At 45.5% G+C, this 21,714-nt stretch carries 16 protein-coding genes and 3 pseudogenes; 7 read left to right on the top strand and 12 right to left on the bottom strand.

Annotated elements, in window-relative coordinates; genetic code table 11:
• Nucleotides 1–64: 64 nt before the first annotated feature.
• The 9 genes and pseudogenes from ACE1CM_RS29100 to ACE1CM_RS29060 form a co-directional block, all read right to left on the bottom strand.
• A complete protein-coding gene (locus tag ACE1CM_RS29100) occupies nt 65–472 on the bottom strand; it encodes a hypothetical protein (RefSeq protein WP_374882340.1) in 408 nt (135 codons plus the stop codon).
• Nucleotides 473–649: 177 nt separating this feature from the next.
• A pseudogene (locus tag ACE1CM_RS29095) lies at nt 650–1,060 on the bottom strand (C2 family cysteine protease); the annotation flags it as partial.
• A 222-nt stretch (nt 1,061–1,282) separates the two neighbouring features.
• Nucleotides 1,283–2,477, bottom strand: a pseudogene (locus tag ACE1CM_RS29090) (RNA-guided endonuclease InsQ/TnpB family protein).
• Nucleotides 2,478–2,698: 221 nt separating this feature from the next.
• Nucleotides 2,699–3,109 carry a hypothetical protein gene (locus ACE1CM_RS29085; protein ID WP_374882339.1) on the bottom strand — a complete coding sequence of 137 codons (411 nt, stop codon included), beginning with the start codon at nt 3,107–3,109 and terminating at the stop codon, nt 2,699–2,701.
• A 224-nt stretch (nt 3,110–3,333) separates the two neighbouring features.
• A complete protein-coding gene (locus tag ACE1CM_RS29080) occupies nt 3,334–5,247 on the bottom strand; it encodes a pre-peptidase C-terminal domain-containing protein (RefSeq protein WP_374882338.1) in 1,914 nt (637 codons plus the stop codon).
• A gap of 569 nt (nt 5,248–5,816) precedes the next feature.
• A complete protein-coding gene (locus ACE1CM_RS29075; RefSeq protein ID WP_374882337.1) occupies nt 5,817–8,387 on the bottom strand; it encodes a type I secretion system permease/ATPase in 2,571 nt (856 codons plus the stop codon).
• Nucleotides 8,336–9,094, bottom strand: a complete 759-nt coding sequence (locus tag ACE1CM_RS29070; RefSeq protein WP_374882336.1) for a peptidylprolyl isomerase — start codon at nt 9,092–9,094, stop codon at nt 8,336–8,338. The genes ACE1CM_RS29075 and ACE1CM_RS29070 overlap by 52 nt, the downstream gene beginning before the upstream one ends.
• Before the next feature lie 149 nt (nt 9,095–9,243).
• Nucleotides 9,244–10,839 (bottom strand): peroxidase family protein, encoded by a 1,596-nt coding sequence (locus ACE1CM_RS29065; RefSeq protein WP_374882335.1) that lies wholly within the window; start codon nt 10,837–10,839, stop codon nt 9,244–9,246.
• A 138-nt stretch (nt 10,840–10,977) separates the two neighbouring features.
• Nucleotides 10,978–11,274: a hypothetical protein gene (locus ACE1CM_RS29060; RefSeq protein WP_374882334.1), complete on the bottom strand. Its 297-nt coding sequence runs from the start codon at nt 11,272–11,274 to the stop codon at nt 10,978–10,980.
• Between the two features lie 651 nt (nt 11,275–11,925).
• On the opposite strand from ACE1CM_RS29060, the pseudogene ACE1CM_RS29055 reads away from it, so the two are divergent.
• Nucleotides 11,926–12,118: pseudogene (locus ACE1CM_RS29055) on the top strand (zinc ribbon domain-containing protein); the annotation flags it as partial.
• A gap of 186 nt (nt 12,119–12,304) precedes the next feature.
• Here the strand turns inward: ACE1CM_RS29055 and ACE1CM_RS29050 are convergent.
• The 3 genes from ACE1CM_RS29050 to ACE1CM_RS29040 all read right to left on the bottom strand — a co-directional run bounded on the left by ACE1CM_RS29050 (nt 12,305) and on the right by ACE1CM_RS29040 (nt 15,971).
• A complete protein-coding gene (locus ACE1CM_RS29050) occupies nt 12,305–12,769 on the bottom strand; it encodes a CBS domain-containing protein (RefSeq protein ID WP_374882360.1) in 465 nt (154 codons plus the stop codon).
• A 236-nt stretch (nt 12,770–13,005) separates the two neighbouring features.
• The gene (locus ACE1CM_RS29045; protein ID WP_374882333.1) at nt 13,006–13,668 is read right to left on the bottom strand and encodes a LuxR C-terminal-related transcriptional regulator; all 663 of its coding nucleotides are present in this window, start codon (nt 13,666–13,668) and stop codon (nt 13,006–13,008) included.
• Nucleotides 13,669–14,054: 386 nt separating this feature from the next.
• Nucleotides 14,055–15,971, bottom strand: coding sequence for a CHASE2 domain-containing protein (locus ACE1CM_RS29040; protein ID WP_374882332.1), 1,917 nt, complete (start codon nt 15,969–15,971; stop codon nt 14,055–14,057).
• 297 nt (nt 15,972–16,268) lie between these two features.
• Between ACE1CM_RS29040 and ACE1CM_RS29035 the strand changes: the two genes are divergently transcribed.
• The 6 genes from ACE1CM_RS29035 to ACE1CM_RS29010 all read left to right on the top strand — a co-directional run bounded on the left by ACE1CM_RS29035 (nt 16,269) and on the right by ACE1CM_RS29010 (nt 21,577).
• The gene (locus ACE1CM_RS29035; RefSeq protein WP_374882331.1) at nt 16,269–16,817 is read left to right on the top strand and encodes a hypothetical protein; all 549 of its coding nucleotides are present in this window, start codon (nt 16,269–16,271) and stop codon (nt 16,815–16,817) included.
• Between the two features lie 103 nt (nt 16,818–16,920).
• Complete coding sequence (locus ACE1CM_RS29030; protein WP_374882330.1) at nt 16,921–17,328, top strand: hypothetical protein; 408 nt, start codon at nt 16,921–16,923, stop codon at nt 17,326–17,328.
• A gap of 56 nt (nt 17,329–17,384) precedes the next feature.
• The gene (locus ACE1CM_RS29025; RefSeq protein ID WP_374882329.1) at nt 17,385–17,774 is read left to right on the top strand and encodes a hypothetical protein; all 390 of its coding nucleotides are present in this window, start codon (nt 17,385–17,387) and stop codon (nt 17,772–17,774) included.
• A gap of 158 nt (nt 17,775–17,932) precedes the next feature.
• A complete protein-coding gene (locus ACE1CM_RS29020; RefSeq protein ID WP_374882328.1) occupies nt 17,933–19,978 on the top strand; it encodes a S8 family serine peptidase in 2,046 nt (681 codons plus the stop codon).
• A 57-nt stretch (nt 19,979–20,035) separates the two neighbouring features.
• The gene (locus ACE1CM_RS29015) at nt 20,036–21,205 is read left to right on the top strand and encodes a DUF3616 domain-containing protein (protein WP_374882327.1); all 1,170 of its coding nucleotides are present in this window, start codon (nt 20,036–20,038) and stop codon (nt 21,203–21,205) included.
• A 123-nt stretch (nt 21,206–21,328) separates the two neighbouring features.
• Nucleotides 21,329–21,577 (top strand): hypothetical protein, encoded by a 249-nt coding sequence (locus ACE1CM_RS29010; RefSeq protein WP_374882326.1) that lies wholly within the window; start codon nt 21,329–21,331, stop codon nt 21,575–21,577.
• Nucleotides 21,578–21,714 lie beyond the last annotated feature (137 nt).

Raw genomic sequence — 21,714 nt, 5'->3', positions numbered from 1 at the left:
GATAGCAGCAAGAAACAAAGGTTATAAGATCGTCGTGGGTAAGTCCTGAGTTAATCAGGTTGAGCTACTTAGAACTTTTGATTCCGTATATATTAACCTCAACTGGATCGGACTCAATCACGAGCAACTGTTCCCCAACTTCATAAGTCACCACTGCCTTCACCCGATCCTGTCCGGAGTATCCAGTCTTATTGGTTAAGTGAAATGCGAGTTCAGAATTTTCCAAGGGTCTTAAATTAATTGCTTGAGCAGGTTGGCTAAAGTCTTGCCGTGCGCCATCAGAAACGTTGCGAATCTCAACACTTTTAACGATCAGCGTTGCATCTTCTTGTTTGGGATTTTCAACCCGGAGAAACACAGTAGCAAAGCCAATGTCTCTGTTGGGTCGAGGGGGTATTCCTACAGGAGGCTGAATTTCTTCTCTCGCCTGGAGCGTGATGCTTCTAATCGCAACATTTCTGATTGAAGGCATAGTAGTTTGGATCGTTGAATGCACCTGCATAGAATAGGCTGGCGCGAACAAAATAGGGATACAAGCCGCACTGGTCGCTAGAGCCAGTAATAGAAACATTCTGACCACTTTAACCCCCTTCCCTTGTCCCTGTTTAAATCTGTTGGACTCGTTAGAAAACCCCTATAGGGAACCTGGTTACGAGAGCGTCCAACTAATGCGGATTGAGCCTGCGGTGTTCATCAGTTGCTCCCAAGTCAAATCAGCATGGTAAAATCCCCAAGGATTATGGAAACGGAACTGAAATGTGCCATTGGATGGGTTGTAAGAGGTAATCCCATAGGCATGACCGCTGACTAAACCGTAGTCGTTAGTGAAGACTCCAGCCTCTAGCAATCGATCCGAATTAACTAGGTCGATTAGCTCCTGCTGTGTCATATCATTCGTACTCCACCTAGTAGTGGTAGTCAGCCCTGAAATTTGTGCCATAGCCTGCCATTCATAGCCTCCCGAAATCCCTGAATAGGAATTGGTGCTATCCCCACGACCAAGCCACCCAGACTCGTTGATCTGAGCGTAGGCTTTTTCCGCCAAAGCCACCCACAATTCGTTGTCCGATTCATTGTAGGAGCCACCGCCCCAACTAGCATATACCCGATCTCCCCAGGAGTAGGTTTCCCCCTACACCGTTGTTGTATAAGCGAACGGTGTAGGTGTTGTCACCATTGTCGATGAACATATTCTGAATTAGAGCGGGTTTATCAACCGCTGCTGCCGCTAAAGCTGCCAGGTATTGACACTCCCCCGCTTAAAAGACGGGGGATTCTTGGCTCAACGAGAAATCTTACTCAGACTTGTTGCCAAATCAGAGCAGAGGATTGCCTCTCCCCAAGCTTGAATTCCCGAATGCCCTTCGGTACTCAATTGATAGCCAGTCTGTTTTAGCGCTCTATAGAGAATATTGATTGCCGCATTATGGTCGCGGTCTAAAATGCATCCACATTGACAAGTATGGGTGCGTACAGACAGCGACTTTTTCACAATTCCACCGCAATTAGAGCAATTTTGGCTGGTGTACTGCGGCGGTACTCCCACCACAATTCGACGATAAACTTTGCCAAAATACTCTAACCACTCCGTGAACTGCGACCCTTGCAGCATCGCTTATAGACAGAGCTAAATGATGATTTTTAACCATGTTACGGACAAGCAGTTTCTCAAACGCCACAAAATCGTTAGATTTCACCACGCACAAAGCCGTTTTAACAGCAAAGTCTTTACGCTGGCGGGAAACTTTTAAATGCTTGCGTCCTAATCGGTTAACGGCTTTGAAGCGGTTGTTAGAACCCTTTTCCTTTTTGGAAACGCGGCGCTGCAACCGCTTCAAAGCCTTTTGGGACTTACGTAGATGACGGGGATTTTCTATTTTCTGACCTTGAGAGTCGGTGTAGAAAGCTGACAATCCGACGTCCAACCCAATTGTTTTACCAGTCGGATGGATGTCGATATGGCGCTCCGCATCTATGACGAACTGAACGTAATATCCGTCGCTGCGACGAATTATCCGGACGCGCTTAATCTGGTCGATTTGGTAGTAGTGCAAGTCATAAGTTCCAACAAGTTTTAGCTTGCCAATACCGACTTTATCAATAAAGCTGATAAAATTGCGGTTTTCTGAAAGCTTCCACCCCGTCTGTTTATATTCGACGGAACGATTGTTTTTCTGTAACTTCGGGTAGCCTTTTTTGCCTGGTTTTCCGGACTTGCAGTTATCGTAAAAACGTTTAATTGAACAAGATGCGCGTTCGGTAGCGGCAAGTCTTGCCTGAGAGTTTAGAAGGCTAGCAAACTCAAATTCAGAAGCTAAGATAGCGCTTAACTTGCTCAGTTGAGATAATTTAACGCCACGATTGTCCATCCATAACGCAAGAGCTTTGTTTCGGACGAATTGAAATGTCCGGATAGCTTCATCAACTTTCCGATACTGCTCAATCTTTCCTTTTGCTTTGAATTCGTAGACAATCATGGCGCTCATTTAATCGACCTGCTTTGATTATATAGGTGTTTACTGCTACTGGCTCTCCCTAAATACAAAAGTTAACTATTTGACTGCGGTTAAAACCGCCGCGTCGCATTTCATCCACCGGATAAATCACGGTGGATGAAATGCTCCCGATTTATTTTAGGTAAAAATCAGCACAGAATCTGCATCATTCTGAATTATGACTGAGCAGGGAGAAGTGACAATCAATGTCTATTTACTTCAACCGGATCTGACATGACGACGCTGACTTGCTCTCCAATCTGATAGGTGACAACCGCTCTGACTTTATCCTGTCCCAAATATCCGGTTTTATTGGTAAAGTGGAAGCCAATTTCAGCGTTAGCTAGCGGGGTCAAGCGAATTTCTTCCGGTATGGAATGAATCTCTTGTGGAGGCCGACTAAAGGCTTGTACCGTACCATCAGAAGCGTTACGAATCTCTACATTTTTAATGGTAAGTATGGTGTTTTCCTCTTTGGTATTCTCGATGCGGAGAAACACAGAAGCAAACCCGATATCTCGGTTGGGTTGAGAGGGTACTCCTACAGGATGTCTTCTTTCCTCTCTAGCCAGAAGCGTGACGCTTCTGACAACAGGATTGGTTGTTGAGGGCATGGCAGTTTCAATTGATGGAGATACCTGCAAATTGTTGGCTGGTGTGAAAGGAACAGAGCTACAACCTGTGCTTGTAGCTAGAGCCAGTAAAACTAATATTTTGATCATCTTGAACAGCTTTAACACCTCACTTAATTTAAGAGCTTGTTAAAGAGGTGACTGAGTAGAGTTTTATCTAAGTCACCCCTTACTCAGGTTTTGTGGAAGACTATACTTGAAGCGTCTCAGCTATTCGTATAGCCCCAGTCGTAGAACTTCTGTACCATTTGATTCCAATTGAAATATTGAATGTATCCATGTGGATTGTAGATGGCAAATTGACCGTTGTTGTAGCCCACCATCGTGTAGGAATGGCGACTATTTGGATCGCCTAAGATGTGATACCCATCAAGTAGAACTATGCGACCAGCATTGAAAGCATTCAAAATTGGCTGCAAATCAGTTGATGTTAACGACCAATCGACCGTAGTACTACGAGCTGTAATTTGGCGAACTGAGTCATAAGGCCAACCCCCTTCAATTGCTGCGTAGGAGTTGGTAGTGCCGTGACCAGTCCAACCGGCCTCATTCATTTGAGCGTAGGCTTTTTCCGCCAAAGCAACCCACAACTCATTGCTGGTGTTGTTATAGAGTTTGCCACTATCCCGGTTAGCGTAAACAAATCTTCCCGCTGCATCAGTTGGTAAGTACCTGTCTACCGTGACATAGTCAGCCACACCATTGTTGTAGAAGCGAACGGTGTAGGTGTTGTCACCATTGTCGGTAAACATGCTTTGAATTGTGTTGGGAGTCCGCAAGGCGGTTCCCGCCAAAGCTGCCAAGTAGTAGCAATCACCAAGACTACCCTGGTCTATATCTTGATAGCTAATGCCATTTTGGAATAAAGAACCACTAGCAGATCTGTAGGTGGTACCGCTAGCTGCTGTCGGACGATAGGTCCCCAAGAAGTGCTTCCCGATCAGGTTTTCCATTTTGGTTGCGGCGTCGTTTCCAAGCAAGTTGCCGATTCCAGATCGGATATTCGGATCGTAGGGGTTAACAATCTTGTTCGCCAGATTGTACACGTAGTCTGGCATCAACGACCGGCGACCAGCGACAAACTTCCGCAAGTCTGTAAGCTCTGTGGTATCAATAACACTACCATCCTTCGTATCCCGCAAAATCGCCATCATGTCATTGCGATTCAGTTGACCGTCAGCAGCAAACTGACGCCCCAAGCCAATAATTCCTGGGTCGCGGAGATTCTGACTATACCAATCCCCTGTAGATACGCTCAGATAGTAATTGGTGTTGCCACTGTATTGATAAACTTGGACAAAGTAGTTGCCTGCCCCTAAAGATCGGCTAATCCATTCGGCAGGAGTACCACTGATTTGCGAACGTTGCAGCTCATCACCCAAATCAACAATGCCATTATTGTTGACATCTCGAATCAGACGCACATCGGCATCAGCACCCAAACCCGCTACGGTCAAGTTAATGTTACTCGTAGCACCGAGGTTGAAGCGGTAGACATCAGCGGTGTCAGTGTTATTAACAGAGTCACTGAAGATGCGAGTACCAATCAGAGTACCAATGTTGGTTTCAGTCGGTAGCAGGTTACTGGGTGAACTGGTGGGACTCGGCGACGTAGCAGACAGCCTTAAAGTATAGGCAGTGTTAGCACCAGACCAAGGATAGACCTTGAGATAGTAAGTCCCAGCACTCAAGGTGTGGTTAATCGCTTCATCCGCACTGCCAGATCGGTTCGAGATGTTGAGTTCGGTGGTGCCATTGCTGGCAAAAAGCCGCACATCTGCATCCGCACTCATTCCTGTCATAGACAGGTTGAAGTTGCTAGCGGCGCTCAAGGTAAATTTGTAGTAGTCTATGTCAGTGCTAGTGACAGAGTCAGTAAGAACTCTGGGAGTAGCGGTCAAAGTACCAACATTGTATGCCGTCGCCGGGGTGCTGCCAGGATCTGGTACAACAGTTGTCTCAAAGCTAGCTTGGCTGATACTAATGGGGAGATCCACCAGTTCCGCCATGACGCTTGTAGGTTTTACTGCTGTATCTAATTGTGGTTGATAAGCAGACCACGCGCTGGTACTTGCATCGCTGGAAGAGATAGTTTGATCGAATTCTTGTGGTTTCAACATTTTACAGCCCTCCAGTTAAAAATCTGGAGAGAACATTCGCACATCGTGCATTTTGCACGATGGTATTCAGGCTTGCTTTAAAGCCTGATATCGGACTTACGTAAAGAAACCGGGTTTCTCTAAAAAATGGATGGCTAATTGCTAATTGCTCATTGCTAATTGTCAATTGCTTCCAGAGCAGCCATTAGCGATTAGCTATTAGCACTTACACAACTTTTGCTCAGGGACATGATATCAGCTCCGGTTCAAAACAAAGCCAGTCTTTAAGAGCTTCTATTTGGGAAAGGCTCTCTTTACTACCACGCGCTGGAAGCCAGATCCGCATTTATAGAGGGTTTAATTCTCGTTTCTCTTCTAGAAATTCCGGTTGATTCCGGCCTGCGCTCTACCTCAGTCTTAGCATGAGGATAAAAATTCTGGATTAAATTATACGATTACGACTAAAAAGTTATAAAAACTTATAATAGTTCGATCTTTGCAAAGTCTTGATACTAGCACCCTACTTGAGCGGTTAGTAGTAAGCGCTGAAGCGCTGAAGCGCTTACTACTAACAAAGCCGAGTTTGATTGCTATTGCTGACGCTGGTAGAGCGACCAGTACAATCCTTTTTTCTGGATTAGTTCTGCGTGGGTTCCTTGTTCCATCAAAACTCCTTTATCTAAGACTAAAATCAAATCTGCCCGCTTGAGCGGATCAAATCGATGGGCGATCCAAAAAACAGTTCTGTTCTGAAACATTCGTTGCAGGTTCTGCAAAACTTGTTGCTCGGTTTCGCTATCCAAAGCCGTAGTGGCTTCGTCTAAAATCAAGATGGGCGCTTGGGAAAGAAACAGGCGAGCGAGATTAAGTCGCTGTCGCTGTCCGCCGGATAAAGCGGTGCCGCGTTCTCCAATATTGGTTTCGTAACCTTGGGGCAATTCGCTGATAAAATCGTGAGCAACTGCTAATCGAGCGGCTTCTACAACTTGCTCGGCGGTGATGTCCAGATTGCCGAGGGTAATATTTTCCAAAATCGAAGAATTGAACAGAAAATCTTCTTGCAGAACGACGCCAATTTGTTGCCGCAAGGAAGCTATATCGGCGGTTTTAATATCAAAACCATCCAGCAGAATCCGCCCTGCTTCGGGTTGGTAGAGACGTTGCAATAGTTTAGAAACGGTACTTTTTCCAGAACCGCTGCGACCGACTATTCCTACGAGCATACCGGGTTGTACTGTAAAGGAAATTCCCCGCAGGATGGCGTCTTGGTTGGGTCGATAGCGGAAGAAAACTTGGTCAAAAGTTACTTGTCCTTGCAAGGGGGGTAAAACTAAACCCGTTCCCGGTTCGGCTTCGGGAGCAACGTTGAGAATATCGCCAATTCTGTCTACAGAAAGCAGGACTTGTTGCAGATTTTGCCACAGTTGAACTAACCGCAACAGGGGTCCTGTGACTCTGGCAGAAAGCATTTGAAATGCTACTAACTGACCGACGGTAAACTCGTGTTCGATTACTAATTTGGCTCCAAACCAAAGAATTAGGAGGGAGGAAAAACTGGTGAGAAAATTGGCGATGTTGTTACTAATATTAGAAGTAGTAGAAGCTTTGAAGCCGGTGCGGATGAAACGGGCGAACAATCCTTCCCAGCGATCGCGTGCTGTCTTCTCGGCACCATGAGCTTTTACCGCATGTATTCCCGTCAGCGTTTCTACCAAAAAAGACTGGGTATCAGCCCCGCGATTAAAGGTTTGATTCAGCCAGTGGCGCAGTACCGGCGTCGATACCAGCGTCAGAATAGCAAATAACGGCATCACCGCCAAGGCAACTAATGTCAGTTGCACGTTGTAATACAGCATCAGCGCCAGATACACCACTGCAAAGATAGAGTCTAAAACCACAGTTAAAGCAGTGCCGGTGAGAAACTGGCGGATATGTTCGAGTTCCTGTACCCTGGCGACTGTATCTCCCACCCGCCGCGATTCAAAATAAGCCAAATTCAACCGCATCAGGTGGCGAAACACTTGGGCTGATAAACTCAGATCGAGGCGACGGGCGGTGTGGGTGAAAATAAATAGTCGCAAGATGCCCAAAAGTGCCTCGAAAGTAGCGACGCCTAGTAATGCGATCGCCATCACATCCAAAGTGGACAGGCTTTCCTGTACCATCACTTTGTCGATAATTACCTGGGTGATAATTGGCGTGGCTAACCCCAACACCTGCAAGGTGAAAGAAGCCAGCAGCACCTCCAACAGCAACCCTCGGTAGTTCCAAACTGCTGGTAAGAACCAGGATAGGTTGAATTTTTCCTGCCGCCGAATCGGTTCAATTGACCACAATTGACCGTCCCAAGCGGCTTCTAGCATTGAGCGAGGGATGCTTTCGCAAGTTTGATTGGGGTGGGTGGGATTGGCGATGATGATGCGATCGCCTTTAACCCCATACAATACCACCCAATCTTTCTGTTCCCAATGCATCAACACTGGAAACGATAGTTGCGGTAAATCATTCCAAGTTACTCGCAAGTGTTTCAGCAGCAACCCCAATTTTTCCCCAGTTTCCACCAAATGTTTGGGGCGCTGTCCCCGCAATCGGCGCTGCACCCAGTCGAGTTGCACTGGACATTGCCACTGTTGTGCCACCATTGTTAAACAAGCCGCCGCCGCGTTGAGGCTTTGCACAACAGGATAGCCCGATACCATCTGGGGTGCGTCAGGAGTTTGCGGTTCCAAACGCCTTCGCGCTTCCTGCCAAAAACCCTCGATTTGAGGGGAGGAAATTTCGCTCCAAAGTGCGGCATCCCAACTTACAACTACCACTTCTTTGCTCGCAGCTACTGCTTTGAAGCCACCAGAAAGCTTGAGTAACTCGCCAAACCAATCTCCTGGCGCTAAAGTAGCCAGCGCTTTAGCCGCTTCTTCTTCCCGCCAGCGCACCTTACCCAAAACAACGACAAACTGGTGTTTTGGCACGCCTTTTGACCAAATTTTCTCCCCCAGCTTGTAGCGATGAGTCTGGGCTTGATTTTTGAAGTAAACTTGCTGTGCGGGACTCAGCCAGCAAAGCGGCGGTTTATCCCAATTTAAGCTGTTACGTTCGTCGTCAACTTTTTTTAGATGACTTCCAGCTTGACCATCATCTGTTGCATCTTCTCGGTTATCCATAGCTCAAACAGCTCATTTTGCAGAGCTTCACTTAGTTGAGCGTCTTCTAACGAGGCTAGCAGAATTTGTTCTACTCGAAACAAACCCCAGCGGCCTTCCAGTTCTAGCGGTCCGATCAATTCTCCAGGACTGGCTTTATCGATCTCTGCCCTAATTATATCTGGCAGCGTTCCCCGACTCACCGGCCCCATCATGCCGTTGACTATTCGGTCTTCCGTGAGCGAATAATCTCTTGCCAGAGTTTCAAATGCCGTTCCCTCTTCAATTTGGCTGCGTAGTTCTTCAGCCAGTTCCCGCTGGGCAACAACAATCCGCGACAAAACGACTCGATCTAAAAAAATCTTACGTTCAATAAAGAATTCTGGCAATTTGGGTGCGGTTACCTCAGCTTTGAGTTTGGCGAGTTTAAACCCAGAGGTAACTTGAGCGTGAAAAGTAGGATAATCCATCCGATTGCTGGCGAGCCATTCCTGGAACCGCTTGGGGTCAGTTAATTGACGTTGCAAGCGAAAATCAATCACCGCCTGCTCAATTAATACCGGGTCGATATTTAAATTATCTCTTTGTTTGAGTTCCTGCTCTAGGACGTACTCGCGCAGGATATCTCGGATGAAACCTCCCAGTCTGCCAGATAGTTGCAAATATTGGATTGCTTGTGTCAGAGAAATGGGTTGGTCATTAATGGTCAGGAATGGTTGGGATTCCATGCGCGAACCAGATAGGTAGTTTTTCTATATCTATTATTCAAGATTTCTGTCAGATGCACAAATATGGGAAACGCTCCCAGTATAAGATTACTGGGAGCCAGATAAAACGCAATAGAAACCCGGTTTCCTAAAAACCGGGTTTCTTTGCCTTAAACCTCGCGTGGTTTGAGGTCAAAGGTAACCTTAAATTGCCGATCTTTCTGGGGAATATTCCGATGCACAACCTGCGTCAGAGTATTCGTGGTGTTAATTACTTCCCAACCGACGGGTGAAAATGTTTTCTCATTGAAGATGCCTGACGCTAACAGGGGATTGGTTAAAGCTTGGGAGAAGGCATCAATGGCGACAATTCGCGCAATCATGGGAGGCACAGTCGAATTTTCCCAGGCACGATCTTCGGCAAACAATCCGACGTATAAATCAATATTGTCAACGTTACCGTACAATTGTTTCAGTTTTGCCTGAGCAATTTCATCTCCAGTAATTTGGTTGAAATCTGTGACGCGGGGAAACCCACACATTTCGCGGTAATCGTTGTAGCTGCGTAACTTGGCTTCACGACACATTTGGATGCTAGCTATCTCGGTCGGAATCAAGAAATCAGCGGTATTGAACAAACCTATTATCCCCGCAGGTTGAGAAGAACTTTCCTCGAATAAAGCGCCCAAACCTTTATTGGTAATTAGGTCGTTGTTAAACATCGTCGCCGCCATAGGCATTTGTTTGCCGTCGTAGGTTAGCGTCTCGGGAAGCGCGCTGTGCCAACGATAGACTAAAGAAAATTCAAAAGGCATCCAATTAGGGCGATACCATTTTTCATTGGTAAATGCCAGGGGGTCGGTGATGAATTTAAAGTGATAGGGAGTGATGTGATTGATATACTCCTCGACCACAATTCTCATCAACAAAACGATGACGATATTTCTGGCTGTTTGGAACAGGCGTTCGTCATCCCAAGTGGGGTAATTTTTGGCGAGCAAATCGCACAAGCGATTGTGTTCTCTTAAGAAAAGAGTGTTGAGCATCACGTAGCCAATTTGCACGTTATCTCGTTCCACTTCTATCCCCATTGCAAACATTTTTTCCTTCTGTGCTGCGGGAAGTTTATCCCAAAGTGAGGAGCTATCCTCGGTGCGGAGGTGGGGTAAGTCTTTGAATTCTTCTTTGACTTGTCCGTTTTCGTCGTAGTAGTAAGGAGGATATTCTTCGCCGTTGATGAATTGACTTTTCAGCTTGCCGCCTTGATGCGATCGCAGCATTTGAGTAATGCTATGGTTTAATCCATAAAGGGGACACAAATCGATCTGGTGGTTCGAGGTATTTTTTAAATGATTGGTGCGGTCTGTTCGCAGAAATCCATCCGTAAACCATTGGACAAAATAAGGAAACAGGACGGTAGATTTAGGAGAGTATTTTGTTTTTCCGTCTATTTTGCGGAACAAATCAGCCGCTGCTTCGGCAGAGGGAAGGTTGTCGGGAAGTTTTTCAACCGGCCCTAAATGCAATGACGAATAGGTACGATCGGTTAATGAATCCCAAGAGGTGTAGGGAGCCATTGTACTAAACGGATAGGGACGAGTGGGAACTTTGTAGATGGCATTGTTGATCAACTTTTTGTTGACTGCCTTCTTCAGACCTTCGTTGCTTTGAATAAAGTCCCATATCGGTTTCAGGTGGGATAAAGCATAAGACTCTAATCTGTTCTTAAAACCGTCTCTGGATTTGTCTCTTTGTTTGGTTGCCATGATTTTCTTTTTTACTCCATGTAAAAAGCGAGAGAATAGATATTTCCTAGGGAAGACTGTAGGGACGCGGCTGGCTACAATCTTTTGGTAAAAATCAAAATTTATGCGATGCGTCCTACAAACCAAACTGATTTTGACCTAGTGGGTCAACTTGAAGGTCAATTTGCCTGCGATCGCATGTCGCAGCGTTTCGCCGTTGCTGGGAAAGTAGATGCCTGTTTGCGCCAGCGGATATGCGCTCTCGACTTGGAGTTGTTCCCCGCCGAAAGCTCTCACTCGCAACACAACCCCATCTAGGTCAATGATGGCAGTTTTTTCGTCTAATGTCTCTAACAATGCTTCCCAAGTCGCACCGCCAGTAGTACGCAGGATTTCCACTAGGCGGTGCAGCCATTGAGCTAATTGAGCGTGGCGTTCAAAGGATTGACTTTGCATAAAAGAAACGATCAAATTACCAAAGATCGCAACTCCAAGCCGTTCTCTTTCCCAACGATGCCTTGCACACCAATATGATTTTGGCAGCAGCATGTCCACTAAATCATCAAGTTTGCGGCTATTTCACTCTGCCGCTTTGGTGTTTGCTGCTGTCCCATTATCCATCTGCACTATTTTTGGTTTTTTCAGCATCAGGTCAATTCTCAGATAACTCTTCGGTTGATTATCGAAATAATTCGGAATTTAGCCACCACGTAATGTTCTCCTTTTTTGGACTTGATTGGTTTCAATCAATTTTCCCAAAGCCTTGGGAGTATGCACGGCAGGGAATTTAATTTTTCTACCCTTTTGCAGCCTTACTCTAGTGCAGGTGCGAGCCACTTCTGCACAATTTCTGTCAGCTCCTCCTCTGAATTTTTACTCGCCACCTTAATATTCGTCTTCCGTTTAATCACTCGATATTAATGTGACTTATTTTACTTTTTATCCCCTGATATGCGGATAAAAATATCAAGATATGCTTAGTTTTTTTACTTTTCCTACTTTTTCACCTCAAAGCAAGTTACAAATTTTATTATTAATGCAAGTTGCTAGTTATAAACTTCGGTGTTGCCAGCTTGCTAATTGCTAATTTCTAATATAGGATTTTTACTGATTGCGTATGAGGACTTGCAGGTGAGTAATATGGTGAGAAATCGCCACATCGCCAAATCTATTTCGGATGCAGCGTGGACGCAATGCAAGGACTTGGATTGAGTATTTTGGTAAAGTATTTGGCGTGGTAACAGTTGCCGTGCCGCCCCACTATACCAGTCAAAATTGTTCTAACTGTGGCAAGGTTGTCATCGGTCGGGGGACGCGCCTTAATTGCAGAGTCATTCATCCCACGCTGCCCTACGGGTCAGACGTGGGATGAATGACAGGTTTAGCTAAGCTAATCGTGATTGAAATTGCATCAGGGCGTCTCCCCGTCTCCCCGTCAGAGCGTCTTTGGGGCAATCTGCATGATGCAACTTGAAGGCAGATCGGCTTATTCCTGACTGGCTGCCATTGCCCGGATAATGTCTCCACGGGTAAGAATGCCAATCACTTTACCGCTGGCATCAGTTACCGGCAAGCGACGATACCCGTCTGCGTGCATCATTTTTGCGGCTTCGCGCAAGGGTTTGTCTGGGTGAACGCTCACCACTTGGTCGGTCATCACTTCCTTAACCGTTTGCCCCAGCGCCTTGTGCAAGTCTCGCTCGTACTTAGCGGGATTTTCCAAGTAAATCACGCTATCGAGGAACATGATATAGGCTGGGGGATTAACCCCCGATTCTTGCCACATTAAGTCTGTTTCCGAGAGAATGCCGATCAGTTTGCCGAAATCATCCACTACCGGCAAACCGCTGATGCGTTGATCTGCGAGAATTTTAATCGCTTCGTTGAGGGGCGTTTCGGGCCGCACGCAGATGGGATCGCGGGTCATCACATCGGCAACGGTATTAGGCATCATTGGCTGTTTTCTCTTGTAAGTCCTCTATATTAATTGTATGAAATTACGGGAAACAAGGTTTATCGGGTTTTTCAATTGGGCGCAACACAACATTGCAGGGGCACGGCATCGGGAAAAATTTGAGTTGATGACAAAACTTACTGATGCCGTGCCCCTACCCCGTTGATTCTCATGTTGCCCACCTCACAAGAATTTTTTGGGCTTTGTGGCATGGGCAGGAAAGCCCGTCTGAGTTATAGCACGATCAGTTTGCGCCGAACGGCTTCCATGCAGAGGGCAACGCGGGTGCTGGTATCGTTTTCATCGAGATAGTCGATGCTCAGTTTTGCCTTGAGGCGTTGTACGCAATTCTGGATGGTTTTCAAGGATAAGTTCAGACGCATTGCGATCGCTTTATCGGTGAGAGATTCCCGACACAATAACATCAGCACTTGCATCTCTCGTTCATCTAAATCAATGTCGTAACGCAGTTCTCTGGGAATCTCTAGTTTGCCATCCAAGGCGTGTCTGACTCCCTCTAAAAATGCTTTCCGTCGTTCCAATTTACTGACGACGACAAACCCTCCCTGGTGGCGACCGATCGATTTGATCAGCGGCTTTAAATATCCATACTCGCTGGTATAGATCAGGATATTCAGCATCGGATAGTCCTGAAAAATCTGTTGCAACAACACTAGGCTCGCTTGCGCGGATTGTTCGCCCGTCGCGGTGCCAAATAGCAGATCGATGATGACGAGATCGGGGGTTTCTAACAGCAGACGTTCTAAGACTTCAGTATGAGTCTGAGCCATCTCACAAATCGCTTCTGGCTCTAGCTTTTGCAGAAACAGATAGTTGTTCTGGGCGACTTCTGGGTGATCTTCGAGGATCACAAACAGAGGAGGTTTAGATTTCATAGCCTCCAAGCATTACTGGAACTGGTTTTAAGTAGTTATATCATTTTCCCGTCTTGATGCTACAGATCCGATCCCCCCTAACCCCCCTTACTAAGGGGGGGACCGGAAAAGTTTAAGTCCCCCTTTTTAAGGGGGATTTAGGGGGATCTGTTGCATATTGAAGGGAAAACGGTATTAGGCAAGGGTTAAACGTTTGGTGGGCATTGCCTACCAAAAGGCTAAAACTTATATGCAGCAATATTTGTAGGCAATGCACACCCTACAAATATGTTGACTTTATTCACGCCTACCTACTTATTTATCGTAGTCCTAAAATCTCTCTGTAGATGATAAGTTTCGTTGTCTCCCTGGGAAAATTGAGGCTAAAAAGGGTTGAACGAGTTCAACTAATTAAACGCTTGATTCCAAGAGAGTTGTACTCGCACTCCTCCCTCTGGCAAAGCAACGCACTCCAAAGTTCCATTGGGAAGTTCCGCAGCAATCATTTTCATCAATTTCATCCCGTACCCGCCCCGCGTTCTGGGCATCGTCGAAGACTCGAAAATTGAGGGTTCTAGTTTTGCGCCATCGTTCTCAATCGTTAGGGTACATTGCCGATCTTGCTGGCACAAGCTCACCTGCACATGGGTGGCTATTCCGTGAGGAGATTGGGCATGGCGAATGACGTTATGAATGGCTTCACAAAAGAAATGGTAAATATCCTCGCGAGCTTCCAGCCAAAGGCTGTTGAATTCCGGTTCTTCTAGGGGTTGCAACTGTTGAATCACTCGCAGGGTGAGTTCTCCAGAATTAACCAGTTGTTGTAGTTTTGCCCTAATGCCAGCGTCTAATCCCGCTTTTAATTCCGGTGTAATTTCTAGGGTAATGGCGCGGGTTTGATTCAGCTGCTGGCGCAGGTGATGCCCCAGACTTTCGAGTTGATCTAAAACGGGGTCGAGGTTGAATTCTCCTCCATTAAACTGAAGCATTTCTAGTCGATCCATGACCAGCTTTAGTTCTTGGAGGGGGCCTGCGTGGATATTGGCAGTAATCCGATGTAGCATTTTTTTCGCCTGGGATATTGCCGCCGCTTGCTCAATAGAATGCAGGCGCTCAATTTCACACTGTTGCTGGTGGATGAGGTCTTTTTGGACAACCAACACTAATGAGATAAATACAGATACGACCGTTGCAGTCCAGGTAAATAGGGGCAGTGTAATTGGTAGAATCCAGCCCTTGCCAAACAGCACAAGGCTGACAAGACTAAATCCACTCAATCCCAAGACGGGATAAAGCCAATACCAACATCGCCTTTTAGCACGATTATCAAGCTTACCAAAGACTATCCATTGGCTAATTAAGATTCCGCCCAATACAATCAGGGCTTTTTGCAGCCAGCTTGGAACTATTTGAGCAAAAGATCCCATTAGCAAACTCGCCAGCAGGTTGGCTTGTAATTCGACTGCGGGCATCAGTTCGCCAAAGGGAGAGCGAATCGCAAAGGCATCAGGATTATTAGTATCTGAAAATCCCAGTAGGACGATTTTGTTGCGAATTTGTGAGATTGATGGGTTGTTGCTCAAAAGCGATTGAACTTTAAGGTTTGGGAAGGTTCCCGTTGCTCCCCAAAAATGAATTTGAATCGGAGTCTGAGGGGTTTGCAGGGGTTGCTTGTGGGGTTTAAATTTCTTGAGCGTGAGTAAGGCGGCTGAATCGAGGACTTGGATGCGTTCTAAACTGTGAGTGAGGGTAAATTGCCCAGATAAACTCGCTTGACGAGCGGTACTGCGGATACTCTGAGGATGTTTGGCTTCTGGCTCGTATTCAGCAAAGCCTAGAATTGACTGGGGTGGAAACAGGGGTTTGCCTTTGTTGGTTAAAGGGAGGAAATATTCGTAATTGCGCCATTCGGTGGGGTTGGGTTTCGTGGCGCTGGAGGTGGGGAGAACGAGGACTATGCGATCGCTATGCCGTTGAACAAGTGTTTTGATCGGGTTATTGGGATGATCTGAGGTTTGCAGCCAATTGGGTAGTAAGTTCAGCACCACCACCGCTGCACCTGCGTCGAGCAGGCGATTGACCAGGTTGCTATAAATTATCGGTTCGTTGGCTAATCCCCAGGTTTTTAAGTCTGCTGCGGTAATAGTGACTAGGACGATTTCTGGGGGTGGGGTGCGGGAATGGTTGAGGCGGATTAGGCGATCGCGTTGAGCGAGGTCGAGTTGTTGAATCAGGGGCAGTTCGGACAGCACCACACTCCACAAAATACTCCAGCCTATTCCGAGCCAAAGGCCAGTTGCTTGCCATGTTTTGCGGAGTACCATTTTGTTTGCATTGGGATGAAGTTAGGGAACGGTAGTGTTCGGTGTGCGATCGCTATCTAAATCCGTCCGGAATAATTTACTTATCTTAACACTTAAAAATTTATATCTATTAGTAAATAATATCTAAATTTCTGAGTTGTTTTGGTGCAGATGATTGCATTTTCATTTGCGCTAAACCGCAATTTTATTTTCCTAAATCCTTACTTCATATAAGAAGATATTGCAAGTATCTTAGAAATGCTCATAAACACTGGTTTTAAATACCGCCGATTGATAAATTTTAAGGAATAGGTAGATATGAATAAGCTTGTGAGTATTGCTGCAATTAGTTCCTATCTATTATTTGCTACTGCATCTTTCTCTCAAAACAACACTGGTGCTTTAGAGAAACCTGTTATTTTGGCACAGACAAACCAACTTGTACCTGTTTATCGTTGGTGGAATCCTAATGATAAAGATTGGATTACTCTTAGAGCAGGTGAAATTGAAGACTGGAAGCTTGGCTCATGGGGCTATCGGGATAAGCAATATTCTTTTTCATGTTCTTTAACCCCTTTGGCAAATAGTGTTGCCATTTATCGTTGGTTTCAACCTAATGATAAAGATTGGATTACTATCACTAAAGACGAGATACCTGACACGAAAATGTATCAATTGGGTTATCAAAGTAAAACTTTTCAATGTTATGTAAGCCGTACTCCCTTATCCAATGGAGTGTCAGTTTATCGTTGGTTTCAGCCTAGTGATAAAGATTGGATAAATCTTCCCGAAGGCTCAGTGCCAGAATATCAACTTGGGCGTTGGGGCTATCAAGATAAGACTTTTCAGTTTTACGCTTGGCCTTAAACAAATATTGGATTTTTGTTGGCGGTTTAACCCATCCTTTTCAAGAGAAGTATTAACTGTGATTTTGAATTACAACCTACGTAAATACAAGCGAGTATTTTGTATGAATAAAACCTTAAATCCAGTACTAATTTTTGCGGCAGTTATAACTGTATCTTCTTCTATAACTTATCCTGTATATGCTAATACTGCCGAGCAATGTCCAAGGATAGCAGGAGCATATCAACGCCCTGGTGACAACTTGATAATCTACTGGAACCAGAATGGCTGTAATATAAGTGCTGACGCACCTTCAGGTGGATTTGACCACTTGATAACTGGTCAATGGACGGAAGGACACTTTGACTATAGAGTATCCCGCAGAAACATCAGGAATGGGTGTACAACTCAAATGTATGGTAGGCTTTATAAACTAGATAATTCTCGACTGATGTCAGAAGTGTACGGCTCCGATGGTAGATGCGATCTGCCTGCAAATTTTACGGAAACCTCTGTATGGATTAGACGCTGAGAAGAGAAAAATACATCAATGTTTGTGATTAAAAATAAAACTTAAGAGGCACTCCAATGCAAACAAAAGTCTGGCAAGTAGTTGATGTAGGTGTAGGCATTCTAAAAAGTTCTCCACCACAGCTTTTTATTATTGCTTCCGGTGTAGTTAATTATACTGAATGGAGCCACCCTACACTTATCCCCTATTATTACTTTATTCCTCCACAAGATGGAATTTATGATTTCGATTTTGTAGCCGAAGCTCCAAGTGAAATTGTAATACCAGTTGTTACGCCTGTGGTCACTACTTTTATTTGGGAGAACTTACCTGATGGTGTTATGGGAGTAAGTGTACATGGATCAACAGGTGAACCTAAGATTAAAATGCTGGCTGAATATTCTTTCAATGACATTCAGCAACTTGTGTGGCATCGACCAGGATTTGAGTCTATGGAAAATGGATAATATCCTGGTTATGATAAACGTGTATTAGCCAGCATAAAAGCTCTTGTGGAGTGCGTTAACAAAGTGCAGGGCACCATCAAATCTACCCCTATGATTAATTCGGTGGTTACGCTATTACTAACCCTCTCTACATTTTAGGTTGAACTTGAGGTAAAACAATGTCTAGAATCACGATTAACAATATTTATTTTGATCCCACTACTCAATCTAGGGCAGTAAGAAACGCTGGCTTAGATAGTCCTGATAGTTTTGGTTCAAACTATGCGATCGTTCAGTTTACTGCTCCTATTACGCCTGCCCAAGAGAGCGAACTTAATAGTTTGGGACTAGAGATTCTGGAGTATCATCCTGAGAATGCCTACGTATGCAGATTTCCTCCTGCTTCCTTGGCTGCTGTTCAGGCTCTTCCCTATGTAGAGTTTGCAGGTGTCTACCCACAAGAGGTTAAAGTAGCTCTGCCATTACGCTCGTCGTCAGCTGTTGCTACAGCTAACCTTCTAGAACTAGGTCCGATCGAAACATCGATGGCACAACAACCTGTTGATATCGATGTTGTGCTTCACAATGGGGCTGATGCTGAAGCTGTACGCACGAGGATAGCCCAGGCATCTAGATTAGATCCTGACGATCTGCAAGTTTCTAGCAACAAAATTAGACTAACAGTTCGCCCACAGGCTCTGGAAGATTTAGCAGCCATCGACGAAGTAAAAACAATCCAAAAGGTTCCAGAAAACAAGCTATTCAATAATGTTGCCCTCGGTATTATCGGTGCCGATCGAACACACAATGACTCAAACCTTAAGGGAGAAGGTCAGGTCATAGCCATTTGTGATACTGGCTTCGACAAGGGAGATACAACTAATGTTCACCCTGCATTCGTCGGTCGCGTGCTTAAACTCTATGGTTCTTCAGGGCGAAATGGCAAAAAAAACGATCCTAATGGTCACGGCACTCACGTAGCAGGTTCTGTTTTGGGGGATGGATATTCCGCAACGATGGGAGGTTCGATTCGCGGTACAGCCCCTGCGGCAAAGCTCGTTTTCCAGTCAGTTCTTGACTGGCGAGGTGGACTAGGGGGTCTACCGGCAAACTTGAATGATTTGTTCATTGAACCCTATCAGAATGATAATGCTCGAGTACATACCAATTCCTGGGGAGCTGATGTTTTTGGTGCATATACCACCAACTCCCAAGAAGTTGATCAGTTTGTGTTTAATCACCGCGATTGTGTCATCTGCTTCGCCGCCGGCAATGCTGGTTCCGACTCGGATGCCAACGGTACTATTGACGCTGGATCTGTAGGTTCGCCTGCTACAGCTAAAAACTGCATCACTGTCGGCGCATCTGAAAGCTATCGTCCAGACAAAGCAACTTCTTATGGCGATGGCAAACCACGTTATGGCAATCCCTGGCATATTGACTTTCCAGTCCCTCCGATTGAGGACGACCTGTGGGCAGACAATGTAAATGGAATGGCTGCATTTAGCAGTCGCGGTCCAGTCCAAGGGAACCGGATTAAACCCGACATTGTTGCACCAGGTACGGCAATTCTTTCCACCCACTCTCGCGATGCTCGTGTAGGAGCCTTTTGGGGAGAATCAACCGATCCGTTGTTCTGTTTTATGGGGGGAACCAGTATGGCAACTCCTCTGGTGGCAGGTTGCGTTGCAGTTGTGCGAGAGTTTTTCATCCGCGATCGCGCTCATCCCAATCCTAGTGCGGCTTTAGTCAAGGCGATGCTGATTAACGGTGCCGAGGAAATAACCGGACAGTACAGCCCTTCAGAAGCAGGTATTATCCCAAGTTTTTCCCAAGGATTTGGTCGAGTTAATCTGGCAGCTACCGTAGGGCCTTTCGATCCCAATGTCACCATTGAATTTCGAGATGAGAATCGCGCTCTCCGCACTGGAGAAGAGGAAAGCATCACGATAAATTTAGATTCAAAAGTGACCTTGCTCAAGGTAACTTTGGTTTGGACAGATCCACCAGGAGCAGCTCTACAAAACGATCTTGACCTGATTGTTCGTGCAACAGGGCAAGAACGTCACGGGAATGTGCCATCTACTTCTTCAGAATTTGACCGCACTAATAATGTGGAGCAGGTTCTGTGGAGTGGCATCCCAACAGGCAACGTTGAGATAGTCGTCAGAGCCTATCGTGCCTTGCCAGCGCAGACCTATGCCTTGGTTATTCGCACCGTGTAGTGAGTATTTTGGCAGTGGTTCTGAGGTATCTATTTTATTGAAGGAGGGATGAGGAAAATGGCAGAATTGACCAAATTAGAGCGAGTAAAAATCCTCTGCGATCCCGAGCTGAAATCTGAAGTTATAGACCAGATAGTCAACAATTTATCGGGGGTGGTTGTATCCCATCAAGGCAAGTATCTATGGTTAGGTACTGATGAATTGACAGCAATAGAGAGATTCACTCGACTAGAAGATGGAGGATTTGGCAAACACGAGCGCTTTGAATTTAAAAAATTCATTGATGATTTTGATGAAGATAAAGGAGAAGTGGATGTAGAAGGAATAGACTATTGTGATGGGTTTCTTTGGATTATCGGCTCTCACAGTAGTAAGCGCAAAAAAGTCAAAATCGCTCGAGATAAATTTCAAGTCGAAAGAAAAGAGCTTAAACAGATAGAACGCCAAGAAAACCGATATCTATTAGCTCGGATTCCTGTTAATGAAGCTGGCGATCTAGAAGCTAACTCTCCACAAAGAGCCTGGTTAAAGCGTCATGGCAGTAATAATTCGCTAACCAAAGCACTAGCAAAAGACGAATATCTAGATATTCCACAGATTATTGCAGGTGAGGATAATAATTCTTTAGCGGGAAAAGAATTTTATTTCTATCTTCCCAGCAAAGAGAATGGTCTTGATATTGAAGGATTAGCAGTTCGTGGCAACAAAGTTTTCATTGGCTTACGAGGGCCGGTGCTGCGCGGCATCGCCATCTTGCTAGAAATTGAAGTCGAAGCAGGATCGTCTAATCAGCTAAACCTCAAAGCAATTGGCGACAATGGCAGAGAATACAAGCGACATTTCCTCGATCTCGATGGATTGGGAATTCGGGAGCTATGTTTGGAGGGAGATAGTGGCGACTTGCTCATTCTCGCAGGGCCAACAATGGATCGTGATGGTGCCCATTCCTTATTCCGATTAAAACAGCCTTTGACTTTGAAAGATAACAGCCTTTCTAGTCAAAAGAATGAGCAATTAGAATATCTTGGAGATATTCCTCACGGTAAAAAGCGCGATCGCGCTGAAGGATTGACTCTCTATGGAGGAGCAAAATCCATTCTCGTTGTCTATGATAGCCCAGCAGAGGAACGTCTGATTGCGGGCGAGCGGGATACTGTTGTTGGGGTTGATGCTGATGTTTTTCCCTACTGCGATCAAGAAAAAAGCGAGGGTGAAAATTTCTCGTGATGTAACTGCTTCATGGACTGATTTAAAATCCGAAACTGAGAAATCGATGCCATGAATAATCGACGCATAAAGTGCGAGCAATTTTGATAATAAACTTGGAAAACCAAGAGGAGGATTGTGATTATGATGCGGAAATTTTTTGTCACAGTATTCGCTGCCAACCGACGCGCCCTTATTAACCTTGGTGATTACCACTTAGATTTGTTCCAGGCAACGGCAAAAGCCTCAGAAAATGATGAATTTACCATTGAGGGGTTGCTCACTTTAGCAGAAATTGAGCGGTTGGTTGAGGGTGGTTACCGAGTGCTGGTTGAGGAAGAATCTGCCAAACGCGCACGCGCCACTCAAGAGGTGACTGGATTTCCAGATTGACACTCCGCGAGCTAAAGCTGCGCGGATTCTCCAGATTTTCTGCCGTATTTGCTGGATTTCCGAATGTCAGCAACAGTATACTGAGTTAAGTCGAACAAACTTAACTGAATACTTGTTTGCTCATAGGCATGGTTCCT

Origin of the sequence: Microseira sp. BLCC-F43 (genome assembly GCF_041929235.1) — a bacterium.
GTDB lineage: Bacteria > Cyanobacteriota > Cyanobacteriia > Cyanobacteriales > Aerosakkonemataceae > Microseira.
The sequence above is the reverse complement of the archived record's forward strand: the minus strand, read 5'-3'. Positions and strand labels throughout refer to the sequence as shown.

What these genes read in the sequence shown, in the direction of transcription:
- ACE1CM_RS29025 (WP_374882329.1), top strand. Translation starts at nt 17,385, where the DNA reads ATGCAAACAAAAGTCTGGCAAGTAGTTGATGTAGGTGTAGGCATTCTA.
- ACE1CM_RS29075 (WP_374882337.1), bottom strand. Translation starts at nt 8,387, where the DNA reads ATGGATAACCGAGAAGATGCAACAGATGATGGTCAAGCTGGAAGTCAT.
- ACE1CM_RS29050 (WP_374882360.1), bottom strand. Translation starts at nt 12,769, where the DNA reads ATGCCTAATACCGTTGCCGATGTGATGACCCGCGATCCCATCTGCGTG.
- ACE1CM_RS29030 (WP_374882330.1), top strand. Translation starts at nt 16,921, where the DNA reads ATGAATAAAACCTTAAATCCAGTACTAATTTTTGCGGCAGTTATAACT.
- ACE1CM_RS29020 (WP_374882328.1), top strand. Translation starts at nt 17,933, where the DNA reads ATGTCTAGAATCACGATTAACAATATTTATTTTGATCCCACTACTCAA.
- ACE1CM_RS29010 (WP_374882326.1), top strand. Translation starts at nt 21,329, where the DNA reads ATGATGCGGAAATTTTTTGTCACAGTATTCGCTGCCAACCGACGCGCC.
- ACE1CM_RS29060 (WP_374882334.1), bottom strand. Translation starts at nt 11,274, where the DNA reads ATGCAAAGTCAATCCTTTGAACGCCACGCTCAATTAGCTCAATGGCTG.
- ACE1CM_RS29040 (WP_374882332.1), bottom strand. Translation starts at nt 15,971, where the DNA reads ATGGTACTCCGCAAAACATGGCAAGCAACTGGCCTTTGGCTCGGAATA.
- ACE1CM_RS29085 (WP_374882339.1), bottom strand. Translation starts at nt 3,109, where the DNA reads ATGCCCTCAACAACCAATCCTGTTGTCAGAAGCGTCACGCTTCTGGCT.
- ACE1CM_RS29070 (WP_374882336.1), bottom strand. Translation starts at nt 9,094, where the DNA reads ATGGAATCCCAACCATTCCTGACCATTAATGACCAACCCATTTCTCTG.
- ACE1CM_RS29100 (WP_374882340.1), bottom strand. Translation starts at nt 472, where the DNA reads ATGCCTTCAATCAGAAATGTTGCGATTAGAAGCATCACGCTCCAGGCG.
- ACE1CM_RS29015 (WP_374882327.1), top strand. Translation starts at nt 20,036, where the DNA reads ATGGCAGAATTGACCAAATTAGAGCGAGTAAAAATCCTCTGCGATCCC.
- ACE1CM_RS29045 (WP_374882333.1), bottom strand. Translation starts at nt 13,668, where the DNA reads ATGAAATCTAAACCTCCTCTGTTTGTGATCCTCGAAGATCACCCAGAA.
- ACE1CM_RS29035 (WP_374882331.1), top strand. Translation starts at nt 16,269, where the DNA reads ATGAATAAGCTTGTGAGTATTGCTGCAATTAGTTCCTATCTATTATTT.
- ACE1CM_RS29065 (WP_374882335.1), bottom strand. Translation starts at nt 10,839, where the DNA reads ATGGCAACCAAACAAAGAGACAAATCCAGAGACGGTTTTAAGAACAGA.
- ACE1CM_RS29080 (WP_374882338.1), bottom strand. Translation starts at nt 5,247, where the DNA reads ATGTTGAAACCACAAGAATTCGATCAAACTATCTCTTCCAGCGATGCA.